The sequence below is a fragment of the Aquimarina latercula DSM 2041 genome (genome assembly GCF_000430645.1).
GTDB lineage: Bacteria > Bacteroidota > Bacteroidia > Flavobacteriales > Flavobacteriaceae > Aquimarina > Aquimarina latercula.
This window is the reverse complement of the sequence record NZ_KE387186.1, coordinates 205,515-225,218: the sequence shown is the minus strand read 5'-3', so window position 1 is coordinate 225,218 and position 19,704 is coordinate 205,515. Positions and strand designations below refer to the sequence as shown.

Annotated in this window: 16 protein-coding genes and 1 pseudogene; 13 read left to right on the top strand and 4 right to left on the bottom strand. The window is 32.1% G+C overall.

Annotation, left to right across the window (positions count from 1 at the left end):
- Positions 1 to 55 precede the first annotated feature (55 nt).
- Positions 56 to 1,588: a glutamine-hydrolyzing GMP synthase gene (gene guaA, locus H526_RS0125570; RefSeq protein WP_027395546.1), complete on the bottom strand. Its 1,533-nt coding sequence runs from the start codon at positions 1,586 to 1,588 to the stop codon at positions 56 to 58.
- A gap of 134 nt (positions 1,589 to 1,722) precedes the next feature.
- Between guaA and H526_RS0125565 the strand changes: the two genes are divergently transcribed.
- Together H526_RS0125565 and H526_RS0125560 are read left to right on the top strand one after the other, a co-directional pair.
- Positions 1,723 to 2,502 (top strand): dienelactone hydrolase family protein, encoded by a 780-nt coding sequence (locus tag H526_RS0125565; protein WP_027395545.1) that lies wholly within the window; start codon positions 1,723 to 1,725, stop codon positions 2,500 to 2,502.
- A gap of 85 nt (positions 2,503 to 2,587) precedes the next feature.
- Complete coding sequence (locus H526_RS0125560) at positions 2,588 to 3,133, top strand: pyridoxamine 5'-phosphate oxidase family protein (RefSeq protein WP_027395544.1); 546 nt, start codon at positions 2,588 to 2,590, stop codon at positions 3,131 to 3,133.
- Here H526_RS0125560 and H526_RS30225 read toward each other — a convergent pair.
- Positions 3,130 to 4,149, bottom strand: coding sequence for a ThuA domain-containing protein (locus H526_RS30225; RefSeq protein WP_051336357.1), 1,020 nt, complete (start codon positions 4,147 to 4,149; stop codon positions 3,130 to 3,132). The genes H526_RS0125560 and H526_RS30225 overlap by 4 nt on opposite strands.
- Before the next feature lie 343 nt (positions 4,150 to 4,492).
- Between H526_RS30225 and H526_RS0125550 the strand changes: the two genes are divergently transcribed.
- On the top strand, positions 4,493 to 6,349 hold the full coding sequence (locus H526_RS0125550; RefSeq protein WP_027395543.1) for a tetratricopeptide repeat protein: 1,857 nt from the start codon (positions 4,493 to 4,495) through the stop codon (positions 6,347 to 6,349).
- Between the two features lie 66 nt (positions 6,350 to 6,415).
- Positions 6,416 to 6,850 (top strand): GNAT family N-acetyltransferase, encoded by a 435-nt coding sequence (locus H526_RS0125545; protein WP_035086689.1) that lies wholly within the window; start codon positions 6,416 to 6,418, stop codon positions 6,848 to 6,850.
- An 11-nt stretch (positions 6,851 to 6,861) separates the two neighbouring features.
- Here H526_RS0125545 and H526_RS0125540 read toward each other — a convergent pair whose 3' ends face one another.
- Positions 6,862 to 7,197 (bottom strand): winged helix-turn-helix transcriptional regulator, encoded by a 336-nt coding sequence (locus H526_RS0125540; RefSeq protein WP_081415711.1) that lies wholly within the window; start codon positions 7,195 to 7,197, stop codon positions 6,862 to 6,864.
- A gap of 114 nt (positions 7,198 to 7,311) precedes the next feature.
- Here H526_RS0125540 and H526_RS0125535 point away from each other — a divergent pair, with 114 nt between their 5' ends.
- The 5 genes from H526_RS0125535 to H526_RS0125515 are packed head-to-tail and all read left to right on the top strand — an operon-like array spanning position 7,312 to position 10,898.
- Entirely contained in the window at positions 7,312 to 7,911 is a 600-nt protein-coding gene (locus H526_RS0125535) for an NAD(P)H-dependent oxidoreductase (RefSeq protein ID WP_027395540.1), read from the top strand.
- A 12-nt stretch (positions 7,912 to 7,923) separates the two neighbouring features.
- Complete coding sequence (locus H526_RS0125530; RefSeq protein WP_027395539.1) at positions 7,924 to 8,214, top strand: putative quinol monooxygenase; 291 nt, start codon at positions 7,924 to 7,926, stop codon at positions 8,212 to 8,214.
- A 40-nt stretch (positions 8,215 to 8,254) separates the two neighbouring features.
- Positions 8,255 to 9,127: a DUF4437 domain-containing protein gene (locus H526_RS0125525; RefSeq protein WP_035086687.1), complete on the top strand. Its 873-nt coding sequence runs from the start codon at positions 8,255 to 8,257 to the stop codon at positions 9,125 to 9,127.
- Positions 9,128 to 9,179: 52 nt separating this feature from the next.
- Positions 9,180 to 9,977 (top strand): SDR family NAD(P)-dependent oxidoreductase, encoded by a 798-nt coding sequence (locus H526_RS0125520; protein ID WP_027395537.1) that lies wholly within the window; start codon positions 9,180 to 9,182, stop codon positions 9,975 to 9,977.
- 3 nt (positions 9,978 to 9,980) lie between these two features.
- Positions 9,981 to 10,898, top strand: a complete 918-nt coding sequence (locus H526_RS0125515; protein WP_035086685.1) for an LLM class oxidoreductase — start codon at positions 9,981 to 9,983, stop codon at positions 10,896 to 10,898.
- An 86-nt stretch (positions 10,899 to 10,984) separates the two neighbouring features.
- On the opposite strand, the gene bshC is transcribed toward H526_RS0125515, so the two are convergent.
- Positions 10,985 to 12,580 (bottom strand): bacillithiol biosynthesis cysteine-adding enzyme BshC, encoded by a 1,596-nt coding sequence (gene bshC, locus H526_RS0125510; RefSeq protein ID WP_027395535.1) that lies wholly within the window; start codon positions 12,578 to 12,580, stop codon positions 10,985 to 10,987.
- A gap of 217 nt (positions 12,581 to 12,797) precedes the next feature.
- Here bshC and H526_RS30220 point away from each other — a divergent pair.
- The 4 genes and pseudogenes from H526_RS30220 to H526_RS0125490 all read left to right on the top strand — a co-directional run bounded on the left by H526_RS30220 (position 12,798) and on the right by H526_RS0125490 (position 19,605).
- Positions 12,798 to 15,278 (top strand): annotated as a pseudogene (locus tag H526_RS30220) (M14 metallopeptidase family protein).
- Between the two features lie 66 nt (positions 15,279 to 15,344).
- Positions 15,345 to 15,995 (top strand): DinB family protein, encoded by a 651-nt coding sequence (locus H526_RS0125500; RefSeq protein ID WP_027395534.1) that lies wholly within the window; start codon positions 15,345 to 15,347, stop codon positions 15,993 to 15,995.
- Positions 15,996 to 16,003: 8 nt separating this feature from the next.
- The gene (locus H526_RS0125495) at positions 16,004 to 16,723 is read left to right on the top strand and encodes a hypothetical protein (protein ID WP_027395533.1); all 720 of its coding nucleotides are present in this window, start codon (positions 16,004 to 16,006) and stop codon (positions 16,721 to 16,723) included.
- A gap of 11 nt (positions 16,724 to 16,734) precedes the next feature.
- Positions 16,735 to 19,605 (top strand): M16 family metallopeptidase, encoded by a 2,871-nt coding sequence (locus H526_RS0125490; RefSeq protein WP_027395532.1) that lies wholly within the window; start codon positions 16,735 to 16,737, stop codon positions 19,603 to 19,605.
- The last annotated feature ends 99 nt before the right edge of the window (positions 19,606 to 19,704 follow it).

The following is a 19,704-nucleotide window of genomic DNA, read 5'->3' as shown; positions in this document are numbered from 1 at the left end:
TTAATTTTAATGGATCTGATTCTTCACGAATCAAAGTGTCAATATATAAAATATATTACTCCCACTCTATAGTTGCAGGCGGTTTTGAACTAATATCATATACTACTCTATTAACGCCTTTTACCTTATTTATTATTTCATTTGATGTTTTTTGCAAAAACTCATACGGTAGATTTACCCAATCAGCAGTCATTCCATCTGTACTTTCTACAGCTCTCAATGCTACGCATTTCTCATAAGTTCTCTCATCTCCCATAACACCTACACTTTGAACTGGTAACAAAATTGCTCCAGCTTGCCATACCTTATTATACAGTCCGTTATCTTTCAGTCCGTTTATAAAAATGGCATCAACCTCTTGCAAAATACTAACTTTTTCTGGAGTAATGTCTCCTAAAATTCGAATTGCTAATCCAGGTCCAGGAAATGGGTGTCGCCCGAGCAATTCTGGATCAAGATCCATAGAAGCTCCAACTCTTCGCACCTCATCTTTAAATAACATTTTTAAAGGTTCAACTACTTTCAACTTCATAAAATCAGGTAAACCTCCTACGTTGTGATGCGATTTAATCGTAGCAGATGGACCTCCACTTACTGAAACAGACTCAATTACATCTGGATATATTGTTCCTTGTGCCAACCACTTAGCATCTTCTATTTGGTTAGCTTCATCATCAAAAACTTCAATAAATACTCTTCCAATTATTTTTCTTTTCCCTTCTGGGTCACTTTCTCCCGCTAGAGCATCCAAAAAGCGTGCCGAAGCATCTACTCCTTTTACATTGAGTCCCATACCTTCATATTGCTGTAGTACAGATGTAAATTCGTTCTTACGAAGCAATCCATTATTAACAAAAATACAATGAAGATTACTGCCAATAGCCTTATGAAGCAATACTGCGGCAACAGTAGAATCTACTCCACCACTCAATCCAAGAACCACCTTATCATTTCCTAATTGCTCTTTTAGGTTTTTTACCGTTTCTTCTACAAAAGAATCCGGAGTCCAATCCTGTGCTATTCCAGCTATGTTCACTAAAAAGTTCTCTAAAAGTTGCGTCCCATCCTTAGAATGGTAAACTTCCGGATGAAATTGAATCGCATAAGTTTCCTCTCCTTCAATTTTAAATGCTGCATTTTCTACATCTTCAGTACTAGCTAGAAGAGTTGATTTGGTTGGCAATTCTTTAATAGTATCACTATGACTCATCCAAACCTGAGAACCTTCAGAAATATTTTGAAACAATTCATTTTTACCTATATATGATAAATTAGCTCTACCATACTCTCTCGTATTAGATTCTGCTACACGGCCACCACCAAAATGCGCTAAATATTGAGCACCATAACAAATACCTAATAATGGTTTTTTACCTTGTATCTCCGATAGATCTGGGTGGGCAACATCCTCACCTCTTACCGAAAGTGGGCTACCCGATAAAATTACAGCATGATAATCACTGATATTTTTTGGAGGTTTATTATACGGATGTATTTCTGAATAAATATTGAGCTCTCTTACTCGGCGTCCTATAAGTTGCGTTACTTGTGACCCGAAGTCTAAAATAAGTACCTTGTTATTTTGCATAGGCAAAAATAAAATTAAATTACAACCCCCGAAATCCTAACTGGGATAATTTTCAACTTACACGGTTATTTTATAAACACCCTATCAATTCTTAAAAAAAATAGATACATACTTAGTATATTTATAGAAAAACTATGAAATCTTCAATTTTATACTGTCTTTTTTATATTCTCTTCTTTATTTTAGTTATTTCTTGTAAAAGTGGATTAGATACCAGAGGAAATACCAATTATGTTAGCAGTATTGATACCAAATCGTTTAGAGAAATCCCATTAACTCCTGGAAATCGAATTAGCATTCTTAAAGTAAAAGACAAAGAATCGGAGTGGAAATATGATCTTACAATACCAACAATTACTAAAGGCCAAAAAGTTCCATTATTCATTGTTTTACACGGTGGTGTTGGAAGTAAAAATTATACTAAATTTAATAGTTGCCTAGTTACTCCTGGGTTACAGGATGCTGGAGGGTTTATTTTCAGCCCTTCTGGTGCTTGGCGAACGTGGACATTAGATTATCTAGAAAAAAGAATTTTAGACTTTATTGATCTCGCAAAAGAAAATTGGCCCATTGACCCTGATAAAATCATATTAGTAGGCTATAGTAATGGAGCTATAGCTGGATGGCAATACGCCAAAGATTACTCTACTATTTTTTCTGGTATGATATTAATGGGGTCCAGTTGTAAAGTAGATGAAAAACTTAACATCCCGATTTATGTAATACAGGGTACAAAGGACAAATTCTTCCCTATCAAAAGAGTAAGAAAACGAATCGCAGAAGCAAAAGAATTGGGATGTAACATTACTTTCGTGGAAGCCGAAGGAAATACACATATCAAAGCATGTGAATATATAGAAATACTAAAAACAAGTGTTCCTTGGATGGAAAAGGAAGTATGGCTAACTAGATGAATTAAAGTAAATTTTAGTCGAATGTTTTTACAGCTTGTGCTAACAAATTGATTAACTTTAAAACATTCGTAAAACCTAACAACTAATGACTGACATTATATTCTCTTCTATAGTGGTTGATTTAAAAACAGCTATTACAAACAACAAACACTCTTTTAGATATTTTACCTTAGCCACCTCTGATTTTAATAATACACCTAGACTACGGACTGTAGTTTTAAGAGATATAGATGATAACTTAAACATGATCATATACACTGATGAACGATCTAAAAAAATTGCAAATATCCAAGCAAACGATAGAGTCAGTCTCTTATTTTACGATCAAAATCGTTTGTTACAAATTACAATAAAGGCAAAAGCAGAAATTATAAGTAATCAAACGACTTTAGACACTATCTGGAACCAAATCCCTTCAAAATCCAAAAAAGATTACACAACGGAGCTGTCTCCAGGAGTCGAAATCAAAAATCCTGATGAGATAAATTACCTAGAAGGAAAACATTTTTTTGCTGCAATAAAACTTATTCCAGTACGAATGGAGTACTTAAGATTAACAAGACCAAATCATATTAAAGTTGTATTCAAAAAAGAAAACGCTAATTGGAAAGGTCACTATGTTATCCCTTAATTTCTTTTAATAAATTTAAAATTACTTTGTAATCCATTAGACACAACATTACCTATATACAATCCATTAGATAAATTTTCTACATTAATATTAGTAGAAGCAACATCTGATGGTATTTTTCCTTTATATACTAACTGTCCATTAATAGTGTAAATCATTAATGATTTTTCTTTAGCCACATCAGAAGTGGAAAACCTAATAATATCGCTTACTGGATTCGGAGAAATCTGAAACGGAATCTGTGCTTCTGAACTTCCAATACTTAATGTATTACCTATCACATATTTTATACCTTCTTCTATGTGCTTAATAAAATCTGAATTATTAGTATAGTCACTAGAATTATGTCCTAATCCAGTATAAAATGAACGTCCTCCACCATATTCTTTAAACCAAGAAATTGGTCTAGCCTCATCATAGTCATTGGATCCCGTTGACTCTACCATCAATAAATCTATATTACCATCAAACAATTGTCCTCCATTGTTTCTCCAGTAATAATATTCCTCTGACTTGTTCCAAATAGCTCCTACATTTCCTAAAAAATCTACAGAAGGATGTGAATTAACTACTGTCATATCCGCATTAAAGTTATTACTCGTATGATTAGGGCCAGATTGCACTATCCCACCAACAAGTTCATTATAAAAAGTCCAACTCCCGTCTCTATAGGTATCTGTGGCCGCATGAATTCCTAAAAAGCCTCCTCCCGCAGCAATAAAATCTTCAAAAGCCTGACGTTGCGATGCATCTAATAAATTATTACCACTGGTATTACACCATATAACCGCACTATACTGAGCTAAATTTGATGTCGTAAATGCATTCGCATTATCAGTATCATCAGTTTCCCAAAGTCCATTGGAATTCCCGAGATTTCGAATCATAGTAACACCGGCACCTATTGATGGATGTGTAAAACCATTAGTTTTAGTAAAAACCAATACTTTTTCTTGTGATGAAAGATTAAAAGTTATAAATAAAAATAAAGTTACTATGAGAATTTGTGATTTCATGACGATTGGAGTTTATTTTCATAACGCTCAGGTCTATTTTAAATTATACAATCCTATAAAAACCAATTACATTTCTAAATAAAAAACCGACTTAAAAATTTTATTTCCAAAGAATTACTGTCTTTAGAACGTACTACAAAAGGTGTATCCCTAAATCTAAGCTAATCATCTAAAAAATCAACTTTTATTTCCCCATAAAAAATATCATTTAACACTCAATTTCAATCTCTTATAATGACACACAAAAATAGACTTTAAGATTTCATTAACTATCCGTTAAGGATTCTTGATTTTTAAAACAAAAAATTATTTTTAACACCTCAACTAACCTATACCCCTAAAGATGAAAACTCTTCAAGTAAGCAGTATTCTTTATATAATCATTTTATTTAATTCTAATCTACAAGCTCAAAACAAACAAATTGTAGATAGTTTATTACGTTTAACAAAAAGTAAAAACACACCCGATACCACATTGATTAAAGCATATAATGATTTAGGAATTCAATATGCTACTTCTAATACTTTTTTAGCTAAAAAACATATTCGCCATGCACTTGGTATCGCCAATAACATAAATAAACCCAGAGGTATTGCAGGTGCAAACAACTGCCTTGGTGTTGTGTATTATTATCAAAAAGAGTATGATTCTGCTTTGGTGCACTTCAAAAAAGCTTTAAAAATGAACCAAAAAATTAATCATCTTTGGGGTCAAGCTTCAGCTTTTCATCAAATCGGCGCTGTACATAATCACTTAAATAATTACACTAAAGCTATTGAAAGTTTTAAAAAAGCTGGAGAAGTTTTTAAATCTTTACAGGACTCCATATCATATATAAAATCCATCGAAAACATAGGTGTATCTTACAGTTTGATGAAATATAAAAAAATAGCATTAGAGCATTTTATTATTGCGAACAAACTATATGAAAACCTTAATGATACCCCAGGAATAAGTCGAACATACATACATATAAGTAATATTCTAATAAAACAAGAAGAATATTATGAAGCATTAAAATATCTTGATAGATCATTACCAATAATAACAAGTAAAGGAAATAAAAGATATCTGAGTTCTATTTTGCAAAATATAGGAATCAGTAAAAGAGGCCTATACAGGTATAACCAAGCATTGGATTATTTCCAAAAATCACTATTATTAAGAAAAGAAAGAGGAAACTCTAAAACAATTGCTATTGTACAATCCGAAATTGGAACCACATATTATGAAATGGGGTTATTCTCGAAAGGATTAGATTATCAAAAAAAAGCTCTAAAAAATTATAGTCCTAAAGGAAATCACATCCAAAAAGCTATAACAAACAACGCTATTGCAAAATCATTTTTGAAATTAAATTTATTAGATTCAGCAAAATTTCATGCAGAAAAATCTCTTATAACTTCCAAAAAAATATTAGACCTAGTTATAGAAAAAGAAGCAAATCAAACACTTGCTTTAATTGCAGAAAAAGAAGGAAATAGTGTTGCTGCGTACATGTATTACAAAGAACTATCCAAGTTAAAAGACTCCTTAGAAGTTATCGAAAAAAACAAACAAGTCAGAGAACTTCAAGCTAAATTCGAAACTGGTAAGAAAGAATCAAAAATCAATGAATTACTAAAGCAAAACAAACAAGTTAAACACCAGTATACCTTATTAATTCTTGGATTGATAATTGGTATAATTATACTAGTGGTTTTCATATCTATTTTTAGAAAAAAATTTAAACTAAGCTGTCTTGAAAAATTAATATTAACTAGAGAATTGGACACAAAGAAAAAAGAACTCACCGCTAATTCTTTGCATCTTGTAAACAAGACCAAAACATTAAAAAACGTAAAAGAAAAGGTAGAATTAATAAAATATTCCGAAGATCAAAATACCCAGTATAACTATCAAAAAATAATACAGATTATAAACTTTGATTTAAATGATGATCAAAATTGGGAAAATTTCAAAAGACATTTTGAACAAGTTCACAAAAATTTTTATACAAATATCAAAAACAAATACCCCAATGTTACTACCAACGAATTACGCTTAATGGCGCTACTAAAAATGAACCTTACTTCTAAAGAAATTGCAAATATCTTAAATATTACTCAAGAAGGAGTCAGAAAAGCACAATATCGATTACGTAAAAAGCTAGAAATCCCGAGTAATAATATTCTCGTAGATATTATTCTAAATTTTTAATGAATAAAATTATAAATTTGTTTTATTCACTAAAAATTTATCGCTTTCACCTGTTTATTTATCATAATGGCAACAACAACCAAAGTTACTATTGAATCCTGCAAAAAGGAAAACATTGAAACCATAGTAGATGGAATTAATTCGTATAACCTGAGCAAGGTGCCAGCAATTGCAGATGTATGGACTCCTTTAGAATTTATTGCCAAAGATCACAATGGAGAGGAAATCGGAGGTGTTTTAGGAGGTATTGGATATTGGAATGGATTAGAAATTAAAATTTTATGGGTAAAAGAGACACATCGAAGAAAAGGTATTGGAACTATATTAATTAAACACGTCGAAAAGATTGCTAAAGCAAAAGGAGTAAAAACAGTAATGCTTGACACATTTGATTTTCAGGCAGAAGATTTTTATTTAAAAAATGGATATCAAATCCTAGGAGAACTTAATAACTTCCCTGAAGGGCATCGACGCATTTATTTTTCAAAAAGAATAGATTAATAAACACATTTCTAATCCGAGTAATTTTCCAAAACAAAATCTCCCCAACTTGCAATAGACTCTATTAATGGTGTTAAAGTTTTTCCAAAATCTGTTAACGAATATTCTACTTTTAAAGGAGGTTTAGAAGTATACACTTTTCTATTGATTAACCCATCTTCTTCTAACGCTTTTAATTGTAGACTTAATGTTCTCTCAGTAACCGTCGGCATCTCCTTTCTTAACTCACTATATCGTAGTGTTTCTTTTAGCAAATGAAATAAAATTACTGTCTTCCATTTGCCACCAATCATACCCATGGTTAAACTTGCACAACAAGGGTATTCTTTCCCTCTAAATTTTAACATTTTATGCTCTGACTCCTTCATTATTTTAAACTATCCTTTTTGACCGTTATTGCAAAGGTATTGAACTATAGTTAATTTTGCTACTATAATTTTTATAGTAATAAATTAAAACCTATGAGCTTCCTAAATTCAATGCAAAATCGTTATACCACAAAAAAGTATAACCCAAATAAAAAAATAAACTCGGAAACAATCAATGAATTAAAAGAGATTTTAAACTTAAGTCCATCTTCTATTAATAGTCAACCTTGGAAATTTACACTTGTGTCCAATCAAAAAACTAAAGAGCAACTCTCTAAAGTATCATGGTTAAATGCAGGTAAAGTAATAGACTGCGACACTGTTGTAGTTTTTAGTAGAATTGACAATATCTCTCTTTTCGAAAAACAAATAGAAAAAGAATTACCTGCTGGGGCTGTTAGTTATTTTAAAGAATTTATCAAGCCACAATCCGAAGAACAAATTAAATCTTGGTTCGGGCATCAATTATATCTTTCGTTAGGTGTATTCTTAAGTGCTTGCGCCGAAATGGGAATCGATGCAACACCTATGGAAGGAATTGAACCTGACAATTACAATACTATATTAGAATTAGAAAATTATCATACAATGGTGGCAGTTGCCATTGGATATAGAGATCCAGAAGATAATAATCAACCAAGTAAAAGACCTAAGTCTAGAAGAAACATAAATCAAGTTGTGGAAACTATTTAAAAATTTAATAAAATGACAAAACTTACTATAGTTGCAAGAATACTTGCTAAAGAAGAAAAAAGAGAACTAGTAAAATCCGAATTATTAAAGCTTATTGATATTACTAGAGCAGAAAAAGGATGTATTAATTATGATTTACATCAAGATAATGAAAACGCAAATTTGTTCTTGTTTCATGAAAACTGGGAAAGTAGAGCATTGTGGCAAGAACACATGAACAATGATCATTTGGCAGCTTATATGAAAGCTACTGATGGAGCTGTAGAGGAATTTGTCTTAAATGAAATGAGCCACATTGCATAAACATGATTTAGAAATCTTTAATTATTTCCAAAATAATATCATGAGAAAGATCATCACAATTTTCGTAATCTTAGTTGCCAGTGCAGTAATTTCTTGTTGTAATTCTGAAAACCCAATAGAAAAAACAACTTCAGAAAGCATTAAAGAACCAACTAATAAAGTTTTGCTAAGTTCACAAATTCAATGGGAAAAATTAAATCCTGCTCGTGGTGATCAAAGCCCCCAAGCTGGAACTATTTGGGGAGATAGAAACAAAGAAGTACCAACAGGATTTTTAGCTAAATTTATAGATGGATTTTCTTCTCCTCCACACATCCATAATGTTACTTACAGAGCTATTGTTATTAGTGGTTCCATTCATAACGATGATCCAAAAGCTGGAAATATGTGGATGAAATCTGGTAGTTTTTGGACACAACCTGCAGGAGAATCACATATCACTTCTGCAAAAGGAACAGAAAACATAGCATTGGTAGAAATAGACAAAGGTCCATATCTAGTAAGACCTGTAGACAAAGCTTTTGATAATGGCGAGAGACCAATCAACATAGATGTATCTAATATTATATGGCTTGATCATTATGCAACCAATTGGATAACTACCAATAGTGATGCAGAAATCAGTTTTCTCTGGGAAAGCAAATCTATTGACCAACATAAAGGATTTTTTATAAAATTACCTAATGGTTTTAATGGAAAATTAAAGACCAACGGGACCATTGTACACGCCGTAATAATAAACGGTTTATTAAACTACACCTTACCACAAACCAATGAAATAAAAGGCTTAGACCCTGGAAGTTATTTTGGTTCTACGGATTATGCAATTCATAAAGTTTCTAACGATACTAACAACGAAGTTGTTTTATATGTGAGAACCAATGGAAACATCCAAATTGAAGAAACAAAATAACGGTAGGGTATAATCACCTGCATTTAAAAACATAGAATTTTAATACAACACTATGAAAACTATTTTTATCACAGGAAGCACTGACGGAATAGGAAAACTAACCGCTATAAAACTAGCTAAATTTGGACATTCTATTTACATACACGGAAGAAATCCAGAAAAATTATTACGTACCGTTACTGAAATAAAAGAAATCACAAACAATGAGAACATAATAGGTTTTGTAGGAGACTTCTCTGATTTTAATAGCGTACGAGAAATGACGTCCAAAATCAAACAAGAAGTTTCTAAAATAGATGTTCTTATAAATAATGCAGGAATATTTAAAAGTCCTGCAACACATAATAAAGATGGAATAGATATTAGATTTGCAGTAAATTATTTAGCTCCATTTTTATTAACAGAGGAGTTAATTACCTTACTCAAAAAAAGCACAGCTCCCAGAATCATTAACCTAAGCTCTGCTGCACAATCTGTTGTTTCCTTAGATGCACTATTAGGAAAAAGTCATCTCTCGGAGCAAGAAGCATATGCTCAAAGTAAATTAGCGTTAACCATGTGGACTACTAAATTAGCAAAAGAGTATAATAATGTAAATATAATAGCTGTAAACCCTGGTTCATTACTAAACACTAAAATGGTTAAAGAAGCTTATGGAAACCATTGGTCCTCTGCAGAAAAAGGTGTCGATATACTATTTGACTTAGCAACTTCTGATAAATACTCCAATGATTCTGGTAAATATTTTGATAATGATAAAGGTTTTTTTTCTAAAGCACATGGAGATGCGTATGATCAAAATAAAATAGATCAGTTGATTTCAATTACTAATTCAATGTTAGCTAAGTAAATTATGCTAAAAACGATAGGCAAGAAAAATCATTTAAGTCTGGGACTTGTTTTTCCGTTAGAGTCTTACAATGGTTCCATTGCAAAAATGGAAAATCAAGAAAAATTAGCGAAACTAGCAGAGGATTTAGGTTTTAAGGCCCTTTGGTTTAGAGATGTTCCTTTTAATGACCCTTCTTTTGGAGATGCTGGACAATTATATGATCCTTGGATTTACATGACTCATATAATGAACCATACCAAAGAAATTGCATTAGCTACCGGAAGCGTAATTCTACCATTAAGACATCCTATTCATACCGCCAAATCAATACAAAGTTTGCAACAACTATCAAAAGGTAGGATTATCGTAGGTATAGCATCTGGCGATCGACCGGTTGAATATCCCGCATTTAATTATAACCTAGAAAATAAAAGTGAGTTATTTAGAGATAGTTTTTTTTACATTAAAGCACTGCAAAAAGACTTCCCTGTTTGTCAATCAAAGTATTATGGTAAAACAGATGGTAGAATTGATATGCTTCCAAAATCACAATATCATACTCCAATGTTAGTAACCGGCCATTCCGGGCAATCATTAGACTGGATTGCAACACACGCGGATGGTTGGTTATATTATCCTAGAGATTTCAATTTTCTAAAACAAACAATAGCTAATTGGTCTAATGCTTTAGAAAAGGCTGAACAATCCTGGAAACCTTATATGCAATCCCTCTATATTGATTTACTAGAAAACAAAAACGCATCTCCAAAAGGTATTCATTTAGGGTTTAAATCCGGTACCGGATATGCTATAGAACATCTACACACTTTAGAATCTACTGGAGTTAATCATGTAATTATTAATCTAAAATATGGTAGTAGACCCGCAGAAATCGTTATTGAAGAACTAGGTAAAGATGTTTTACCACATTTTATGTAATCAATTTTATTGAACATTTGAATAGCTGTAAAAACAATACCCCTATAGAAAAATCTTAGATCAATAAATCGTGTATTACAAAATTCTTATTGCTTTAAAATAATAAACTCTCCTAATAAAGGATTCAAATGTTTGACAAGCTCCGGAATTAAATTTTCTCCATATTCAAGATACATTTCAGAAAAATTAGTATTTCTTTCCTGTAAACTTTGATTAGGGAATAGCTCATTTTGTATAATTGTTAATCGCTTAACTTGGTCACTAAGTTTTAAACGTTGCGCTTTGAGCAATCTTTTTTCTAGCATATCTAACCCTTTAAGTTGCTTAATTTCTTGAGCCTTTACCGCATTCAAAAAAGTCACATCTGTTTGATTTGCTAGTTCGTACATTCCTTTAAACTGCTCTTTTAACTGTATTCGTTGTGGATCAAAATTAATATCAATATTAGATATCTGCCTGACTTTGCGATTGATCAGTTCGTGTTGTTTCAAAAACAACTCTTCATCAGAAACTTCTAGTTTTTTAATTTTCTGCCCTTGTTTTGTTGTTTGCATTAATACAGAATTACGCAATAACAGCATCGGAAATGGTATTTTCACAGTATCAAAATAGTCTTTTAATTCCAACCAATAAGCAAGCTCACCTCCTCCTCCAATATAACAGAGGTTAGGTAAAACCACTTCTTGATACAGTGGTCTCATCATAACATTAGGACTAAATCGCTCCGGGGACTCCGATAGTTCTTTTAACAACTCACTTTTGGTCCAAACAATATCTGTATCATTTACAAAATAACGATTTTCCTTTTCTATGATACGTTCTCTTAAACCTTCAGAAAGATAAAACAGATTAATTTCTCTGGGATTAACTTGTATTTTATACCCCTTAGAAGCTAATTTTTCTGCTTTGGGCACTACTTTATTATACGAGACCTGTTCCTCGAGCTCTCTTTCTACATATGGAATGAAGAGACTTTTTAAATCTTTATCATCTCCATCAACAATAACCAACCCGTATTCTGCAAACAATTCATTTGCTAAATACCTAGTAGCATCTGCAAGGTTCTCATGCTTTAAATAAGCTTCTTGGAAAAGAGATTTTAATCGTTCAGCATTTCTTCCCGACCCAATTTCCGAAGAAAACACTTCAAAAACTTTATCCAATCCTTCTGTATCAAAAACCCCTACAGCTCCTCCATCCTTTCGGTTCCATTGTATTTTCTTTCCTTTAAAATTAAAATAATTGATTTCCTCAAAATCATGATCTTCTGTTGCCATCCAATATATAGGAACAAAATCATAGATAGGATACTTCTCTTTTAAAATAGAAGTTAAATTTATTGTCGAGACTATCTTATACAAAAAATATAAAGGACCTGTAAAAAGGTTTAATTGATGACCTGTAGTTACTGTAAATGTAGTATCCTTATCCAACAGATCAATATTATTTCGAGTAGTTTCGGAAATGTTTACTTTGGTATATTGAGCAAATAAAGCTCCTTTAAGAACTTTTCGATTTTCTGCTGAAAACGACTGCTGTTTCTCCAGAATCTGATCTTCAAAATTATCAATCTTAGGATATCTATGATAAAATTCTTTAAGCTCAGGTTTTTCGTCTAAATAATCACAAATAAAAGATGAGAAGTAATTTGTTGATCTAAACGGAATACAGTCACTTGGCATAGGGTCGTCTTTTTTGATCGATAAATATACATTAGATTGTGTTTGTATTTATTATTTTATATTTTTTTTAATAGTCGATCAACTTCCATTACTGACATTAGTTACATAGCGATAACATAAATTTATAAATATAGGTTATCCCAAATCCTAAATTTTAGTTAATACAATTAATATCCTAAATTTAAGGCGGTATTTTACCAAAATTAAAAAATCATCAATGAAAAAATTATTCTTAACCCTATTTATAATTTCTACAAACTGGGTATTCGCACAAAACAATGTTCAAACTCCTGCAGAATTCTTAGGATATGAAATAGGTAGCCAATTTACAAGACATGCAGATGTAGTTAACTACTTTAATCACGTAGCTTCTAACTCAGGATTAGTAACATATCATACTTATGGAAAAACCAACGAAAGAAGACCTCTTACTTATGCGATTATAACAAGTTCAGAGAATCAAAAAAACATTGAAAATATACGAATAGACCATCTAAAAAACACAGGGATTGTAACAGGAACAAGTAATCCAAAAATGGCTATCGTCTGGCTTAGTTATAACGTTCATGGTAATGAAGCTTCTAGTACAGAAGCAGCAATGAAAACCATATATGAATTGATTACCACTAAAAAAGACTGGTTAAATAACACTGTGGTTATTATGGATCCTTGCGTAAATCCTGATGGTAGAGATCGATATGCAAACTGGTACAACCAAACCAAGGCAACACCTTATAACACAGATCAGAATGCCACTGAACATAATGAACCTTGGCCTGGTGGTAGACCAAATCATTATCTTTTCGATCTTAATAGAGATTGGGCCTGGGCTACGCAGGTAGAATCTTATCGTCGTCTAACGGCATATAATAAGTGGATGCCTCACGTTCATGTGGATTTCCATGAACAAGGAATTAACGAACCATATTACTTTGCTCCTGCTGCGGAACCATTTCATGAAATAATAACGCCCTGGCAAAGAGATTTCCAAACACAGATTGGTAAAAATCATGCGAGATACTTTGATGCAGAAGGTTGGTTATTCTTTACCAAAGAACGCTTTGATCTTTTATACCCTAGTTATTGAGATACCTATCCAACATTTATGGGAGCTATTGGTATGACCTACGAGCAAGCTGGACATGGACGTGCTGGATTAGGTATCCAAACGGACGAAGGCTATGTTTTGACACTAAAAGATCGAGCATTACATCACACAACTACTGGTTTATCTACAGTAGAAATTTCTTCAAAAAATGCTGAAAAACTTAATCTAGAATTCAAGAAATTCTTTAACAATACAGGATTAAAATATAAGAGTTACGTACTAAACGGTCAGGCCGATAAAATTAATGCTTTAACCAAACTTTTAGATAAACACGAAATAAAATACGGATATACTAATAGTGCAAAAATATCTGGTTTTAATTTTAGAGAAAATAAACAAGGTAGTATTGATGCAAATGGAGCACTGGTGGTTAGTACAGATCAACCTAAAGGTAAAATGGTAAAAGTATTATTCGAACCTGATGCTAAACTAAGTGAACCTCTTACCTATGATATAACGGCATGGAGCATTCCACATGCATATGGTTTAGATGCAATTGCATCCACCTCATTAATACCTGCCAATGGAACTAAAAAGAACAAACAAATCAACAATACTGCCAATTCTGCAGGAGCAGGGTATATTGTAAAATGGAATAGTTTAAATGATGCTAATTTCTTAGCTGATTTACTCAAAAATAAAATCAGAGTTCGATTTAGTGAAAAGGATTTTGCAAATAATGGTCAAAAATTTAAGAAAGGTAGTCTAATTATAACCAAAAGTGATAATAGAAAAACAATAGATTATGATAAGAAAGTAATCGATATTGCTAACAAACATAGTCGAAAAATATATACTACAGCTTCTAGTTTTGCATCAAGTGGAGTAGACTTTGGTTCTCCAGATGTAAAGCTTATCAATAATCAAAAAATAGCCGTTTTAAAAGGTAATTACACCTCTTCATTAAGCTATGGAGAAATTTGGCATTTCTTTGAACAACAACTAAAATATCCAATAACATCTATTGATACTGATTATTTTAAAAGAATAGACTTAGACAAGTATGATGTTTTAATACTTCCTAATGGATATTACGGAGGATATTTAGACAAGAGCTCTTTGGATAAATTAAAAGGATGGATTCGTAGTGGAGGAAAAGTTATTGCTATTGCCAATGCAGTTAATGCATTTGCAAACAAAGATGGCTTTGATTTAAAAAGTAATAAAAGTAAAGAAGAAAAGAAAGATTCTTTGGGTAATCTAGTACCTTATGATAAGCGCGAACGTGAACGAGTTAAAGACTTCATTACAGGAAGTATTTACAAAACTCAAGTAGATACTTCGCACCCTTTAGCTTTTGGGTATGAAGACACTTATTTTAGTTTAAAATTAGGTAGTAGTTCTTACCAATTTTTACAAGATGGATATAATGTGGCGTATATGAAAGAACCAACGAGTGTATCTGGTTTTTCTGGTAAGGAAGCCTTTAAAGGACTTAAAAACTCCTTAGTTTTTGGTGAAGCTAGAATGGGTAGTGGAAGTATTATTTACATGGTAGACAATCCATTGTTTAGATCTTTCTGGGAAAATGGAAAACTATTTTTTGTTAATGCAATTTTCTTTACTAATAACAACAAGTTTAGACTTTAATTAGTAAGTGAACTAAACAAATTAGTTAGACGACTTACTATATTCTAAATGTATAAAAACTCAAAGATGAAAAAAGAATCAAATACTACTACTAGGAGGAAATTTATTAAAGGTTCATCAATACTAGCAGCTGGCTTAGCAGCTACCCCATTGATGAGTTTTGCAAATGAGGGTTTTCCTACAAACACTGCTGACAATATCTACTTAGTAGGCCCTCAAAAAGGGTATTCACCTCAGATAGGCACTTTATTATCTACCATGACCATGATGAGAGCTTGGGTAATCCGAACAGTAAAAGATCTTACAGTAGAACAATTGGATTTTCAAATTGATGAACAATCTAATTCTATTGGTGCTATGTTATTACATCTAGCAGCCACAGAAAGATACTATCAACTTAACACTTTTGATGAAATTTCTTGGGGCAAATGGGATGATGACATCAAAAAAGAATGGAATATTGCGAGTGGTTTAGGTAAAAAAGGAAGAGAAATAATTAAAGGGAATTCCATTGATTATTACCTAAAAACACTTGAAGAAGTAAGAGAAATAACCCAAAAAGAGTTTGCAAAAAGAGATGATACTTGGATCATGAAATCTGAGCCTTTTTTCAGTAATCAACCCACAAATAATTATGCAAAATGGTTTCATGTTTGTGAGCACGAATCTAACCATCGAGGACAAATGAAGTTTATTATAAAAAGGCTTCCTGCTTAATTAAATAAATGGATAAAAACGTACAGTTACAACCTGAAAAAATAATCGACACAATTTCTTTACTAGAAAAACGTATCGAAGATAGATTTCCTAATTCAGGTTTAAAAAAAGTATGTCATAATTTTCTGCAAATTACACTAGATAGTAAACAAAATATAGATTGGATTTCGAAACCTAATCTATCATTAAGGGTCTTTGCTTATTTGGTAATTCTTATAGGATTAGGAGGATTAATTTATAGCATAACATATGTAGATTTAGAAATAAAAAATACTACTCTCAGCAATATCGTTGCACTGTCAGAAGCTATATTTAATGACATTGTACTAATTGGTGCTGCAATTTTCTTCTTAATTACCCTAGAGTCACGATTAAAAACAAAACGAGCCTTAAAGGCTCTTAATGAACTTAGGGGAATTGCACACGTAATTGATATGCATCAGCTAACTAAAGACCCTAATCTAACTGATTTACCAGAATCTGCAACGGAAAATTCACCAAAAAGAACCTTTACAAGATTCGAACTCCAACGATATTTAGATTATTGTTCTGAGGCTATGGCGCTAGTAGGAAAAGTGGCTGCATTATACTCTCAGAGTTTGCCGGATGAAAATGTGGTACAAGCAGCAAATGAAATCGAAGTACTTACCACTGGATTAAGTAGAAAAATTTGGCAAAAACTTATAATTTTAAACGAATCAACCCCTAAAAATAACAAACAAACGTAAACTCATCAATTATGAAAACAATCAAAATTTTAGCAATATCACTCTTATTTATTGGATGTCTAGTATCCTGTAAAAAAGATACTCCTGTAACTACTGCAGATACGGAGAAGTTATCGGAGACAAAAGAATTCAAAGTTGATTTTGAAAAATTCACCTTAGATAATGGATTACAAGTTATTTTTCATATAGATCGTTCTGATCCTGTAGTAGCAGTTGCGCTAACTGCTCATGTGGGTTCAGCCAGAGAAATTGAAGGAAGAACTGGTTTTGCACATTTATTCGAACATTTGTTATTTCTTGAATCAGAAAATTTAGGTAAAGGAGGACTTGATAAAATGAGTGCCCGCATAGGAGGATCTGGAGCAAATGGTTCTACAAGTAGGGATCGTACAAATTATTTTCAGACTGTGCCTAAAGACGCCTTAGAAAAAATGATCTGGGCAGAAGCAGACAAACTAGGGTTCTTTATCAATACCGTTACCGACCCTGTTTTAGCCAAGGAAAAACAAGTTGTAAAAAATGAAAAACGTCAAAGTGTAGATAACCGTCCTTACGGACATGTATCTTATGTAATAGATAAAAATATGTTTCCAAAAGACCATCCATACAATTGGCAGGTGATAGGATCTTTAGAGGATCTTCAAAATGCCACATTACAAGATGTAAAGGATTTTTACAATAGATGGTACGTACCAAATAATGTAACACTTACTATAGCTGGAGATTTTGACACCGCTCAAGCAAAAGAATGGGTTCATAAATACTTTGATGAAATTAAAAAAGGAGAAGATATCGAACCTCTAAAAAAACGACCTGCATCATTAACTGAAACTAAGAAGTTATACTACGAAGACAATTTTGCTAGACTTCCTCAACTAACAATGACATGGCCTGCAGTACACCAATACCATCCAGATTCTTATGCGTTGGATGTATTATCAAGTTATCTATCAGAAGGAAAAAAAGCTCCTTTCAATAAAGTTATCGTAGAAGATAAACAACTAGCACCTAATGTTACTATGTTTCATTATGGATCCGAATTAGCTGGCCAATTTCGACTAATCGTAAGAGGATTCGAAAAAGTAGATCTAAATGAAGTGGATAAAGCAGTACAAGAATCTTTTACCAAGTTCGAAACAAAAGGTATTTCTCAGGAGGATCTTGATAGAATAAAAGCAGGTTTAGAAACTAATTTTTACAATAGTCTATCCAGTGTATTAGGTAAAGGATTTCAACTAGCTCAATATGAGATTTTTGCTGGGGACCCAGATTTTATAAACCAAGATATCAAAAACATACTTGCGGTGACTACAGATGATATCATGCGAGTATATAATCAATATATAAAAGGAAAGCATTACGTAGCTACCAGTTTTGTTCCTATTGGGCAAACAGATTTAATTTTAAACAACTCTACATTAGCTGAAGTTGTAGAGGAAAAAATTGTAGAAGGGGCAGAAGAAAATTTTGATGCTAGTATAGTTGCTACTTACGATAAAACACCTTCTAATTTTGATCGATCAGTAGAACCAGCATATGGAGATACCCCAAAAGTGACCGTTCCAGAAGTATGGGAAGATAATCTTACCTCGGGTATAAAAGTTTATGGAATTGAAAATAACGAAGTCCCTTTAGTGCAGTTTAGGATGAATATTAGAGGCGGTTTATTATTAGAAAAATCTAATAAAGTTGGTGTTTCTAATCTCTTAGCAGAGTTATTGACTAAAGGTACAAAAAACAAAACTGCCGAAGAATTAGAAAATGCTATAGAAAGTCTTGGTGCAATATTAAATGTTTATGCAACAGACGAAAGTATTGTTATCAGTGGAAGTACACTCTCCAAAAATTATGATAAAACGGTTACATTGATTAAAGAGATTCTATTAGAACCTAGATGGGACGAAAAAGAATTTGGACTAATAAAGCAAAGCGTTACCAGCCAAATACAACAGCAAAAAGCAAGTCCTCGTAGTATCGCTGGAAATGAATATGCCAAGTTAATTTATGGAGAAGACCATATACTTTCGCATAATAATTTGGGAACAGAAGGTTCTGTAAAAGAAATTACTATAAAAGATCTTAAACAATATTATAATAATAATCTTTCACCATCTGTAACCAAATTACATATTGCTGGTAATATCTCTAAAGAACAAGTAACCACTTCTCTTACCGAACTTAATAAAAATTGGGTTCCAAAAGATGTGAGATTCCCAGAGCTTAAAGCTCCAACTTCTCCAGAAAGATCTAAAGTGTATTTTTATAACGTTCCAGGCGCTAAGCAATCTATGTTACGTTTTGGATATCGTGCAATGCCAGCTACAGATAAAGATTATTATCCCGTAAGTATTATGAACTATCGATTAGGTGGAGGGGGATTTGCATCCCAACTTACGCAACAACTAAGAGAAGGGAAAGGATACACATATGGTATTCGATCAGGTTTTTCTGGAACACCTACGTTAGGTTCTTTTGTTATTTCTAGTGGAGTACGATCTAATGTTACGTATGAATCTACTAGTTTGGTAAAAGAAATTTTAGAAAATTACGGGAAAAATTATAACGATGATGACCTTGAAATCACAAAAAGTTCTTTGATTAAAAGTAATGCCAGAGCTTCTGAAACCCTAGGAGCTAAATTAAACATATTAACTAATATAAGTACACTACAATATCCTAATGATTATATTACACAACGAGAAGAAGTCGTAAATAATATGACAGTTGAGGAGGTTAAAAAACTAGCCAATCAATACCTCAATCCAAATAAAATGATATATCTAGTAGTGGGAGATGCCAAAACTCAAATGAAAAAACTAGAACAACTCGGATTCGGTACACCAATACTACTTAATAAAGAAAACGAAATTGTAAAAGATTAATATTGAATTTTATAAAATAATTAAAGTGATTATTAGATTAGCGGAAATTAATCTTAAAACCTAATTTGGAGAATATCGTGAAATTTTGTTTTATGATGT

Excerpts from the sequence above, each read along its gene's own strand:
- H526_RS0125545 (WP_035086689.1), top strand. The coding sequence starts at position 6,416 with ATGGCAACAACAACCAAAGTTACTATTGAATCCTGCAAAAAGGAAAAC.
- H526_RS0125550 (WP_027395543.1), top strand. The coding sequence starts at position 4,493 with ATGAAAACTCTTCAAGTAAGCAGTATTCTTTATATAATCATTTTATTT.
- H526_RS0125520 (WP_027395537.1), top strand. The coding sequence starts at position 9,180 with ATGAAAACTATTTTTATCACAGGAAGCACTGACGGAATAGGAAAACTA.
- guaA (WP_027395546.1), bottom strand. The coding sequence starts at position 1,588 with ATGCAAAATAACAAGGTACTTATTTTAGACTTCGGGTCACAAGTAACG.
- H526_RS0125560 (WP_027395544.1), top strand. The coding sequence starts at position 2,588 with ATGACTGACATTATATTCTCTTCTATAGTGGTTGATTTAAAAACAGCT.
- H526_RS0125540 (WP_081415711.1), bottom strand. The coding sequence starts at position 7,197 with ATGTTAAAATTTAGAGGGAAAGAATACCCTTGTTGTGCAAGTTTAACC.
- H526_RS0125530 (WP_027395539.1), top strand. The coding sequence starts at position 7,924 with ATGACAAAACTTACTATAGTTGCAAGAATACTTGCTAAAGAAGAAAAA.
- H526_RS0125500 (WP_027395534.1), top strand. The coding sequence starts at position 15,345 with ATGAAAAAAGAATCAAATACTACTACTAGGAGGAAATTTATTAAAGGT.
- H526_RS0125490 (WP_027395532.1), top strand. The coding sequence starts at position 16,735 with ATGAAAACAATCAAAATTTTAGCAATATCACTCTTATTTATTGGATGT.
- H526_RS0125495 (WP_027395533.1), top strand. The coding sequence starts at position 16,004 with ATGGATAAAAACGTACAGTTACAACCTGAAAAAATAATCGACACAATT.
- H526_RS0125535 (WP_027395540.1), top strand. The coding sequence starts at position 7,312 with ATGAGCTTCCTAAATTCAATGCAAAATCGTTATACCACAAAAAAGTAT.
- H526_RS0125565 (WP_027395545.1), top strand. The coding sequence starts at position 1,723 with ATGAAATCTTCAATTTTATACTGTCTTTTTTATATTCTCTTCTTTATT.
- H526_RS0125515 (WP_035086685.1), top strand. The coding sequence starts at position 9,981 with ATGCTAAAAACGATAGGCAAGAAAAATCATTTAAGTCTGGGACTTGTT.
- bshC (WP_027395535.1), bottom strand. The coding sequence starts at position 12,580 with ATGCCAAGTGACTGTATTCCGTTTAGATCAACAAATTACTTCTCATCT.
- H526_RS0125525 (WP_035086687.1), top strand. The coding sequence starts at position 8,255 with ATGAGAAAGATCATCACAATTTTCGTAATCTTAGTTGCCAGTGCAGTA.
- H526_RS30225 (WP_051336357.1), bottom strand. The coding sequence starts at position 4,149 with ATGAAATCACAAATTCTCATAGTAACTTTATTTTTATTTATAACTTTT.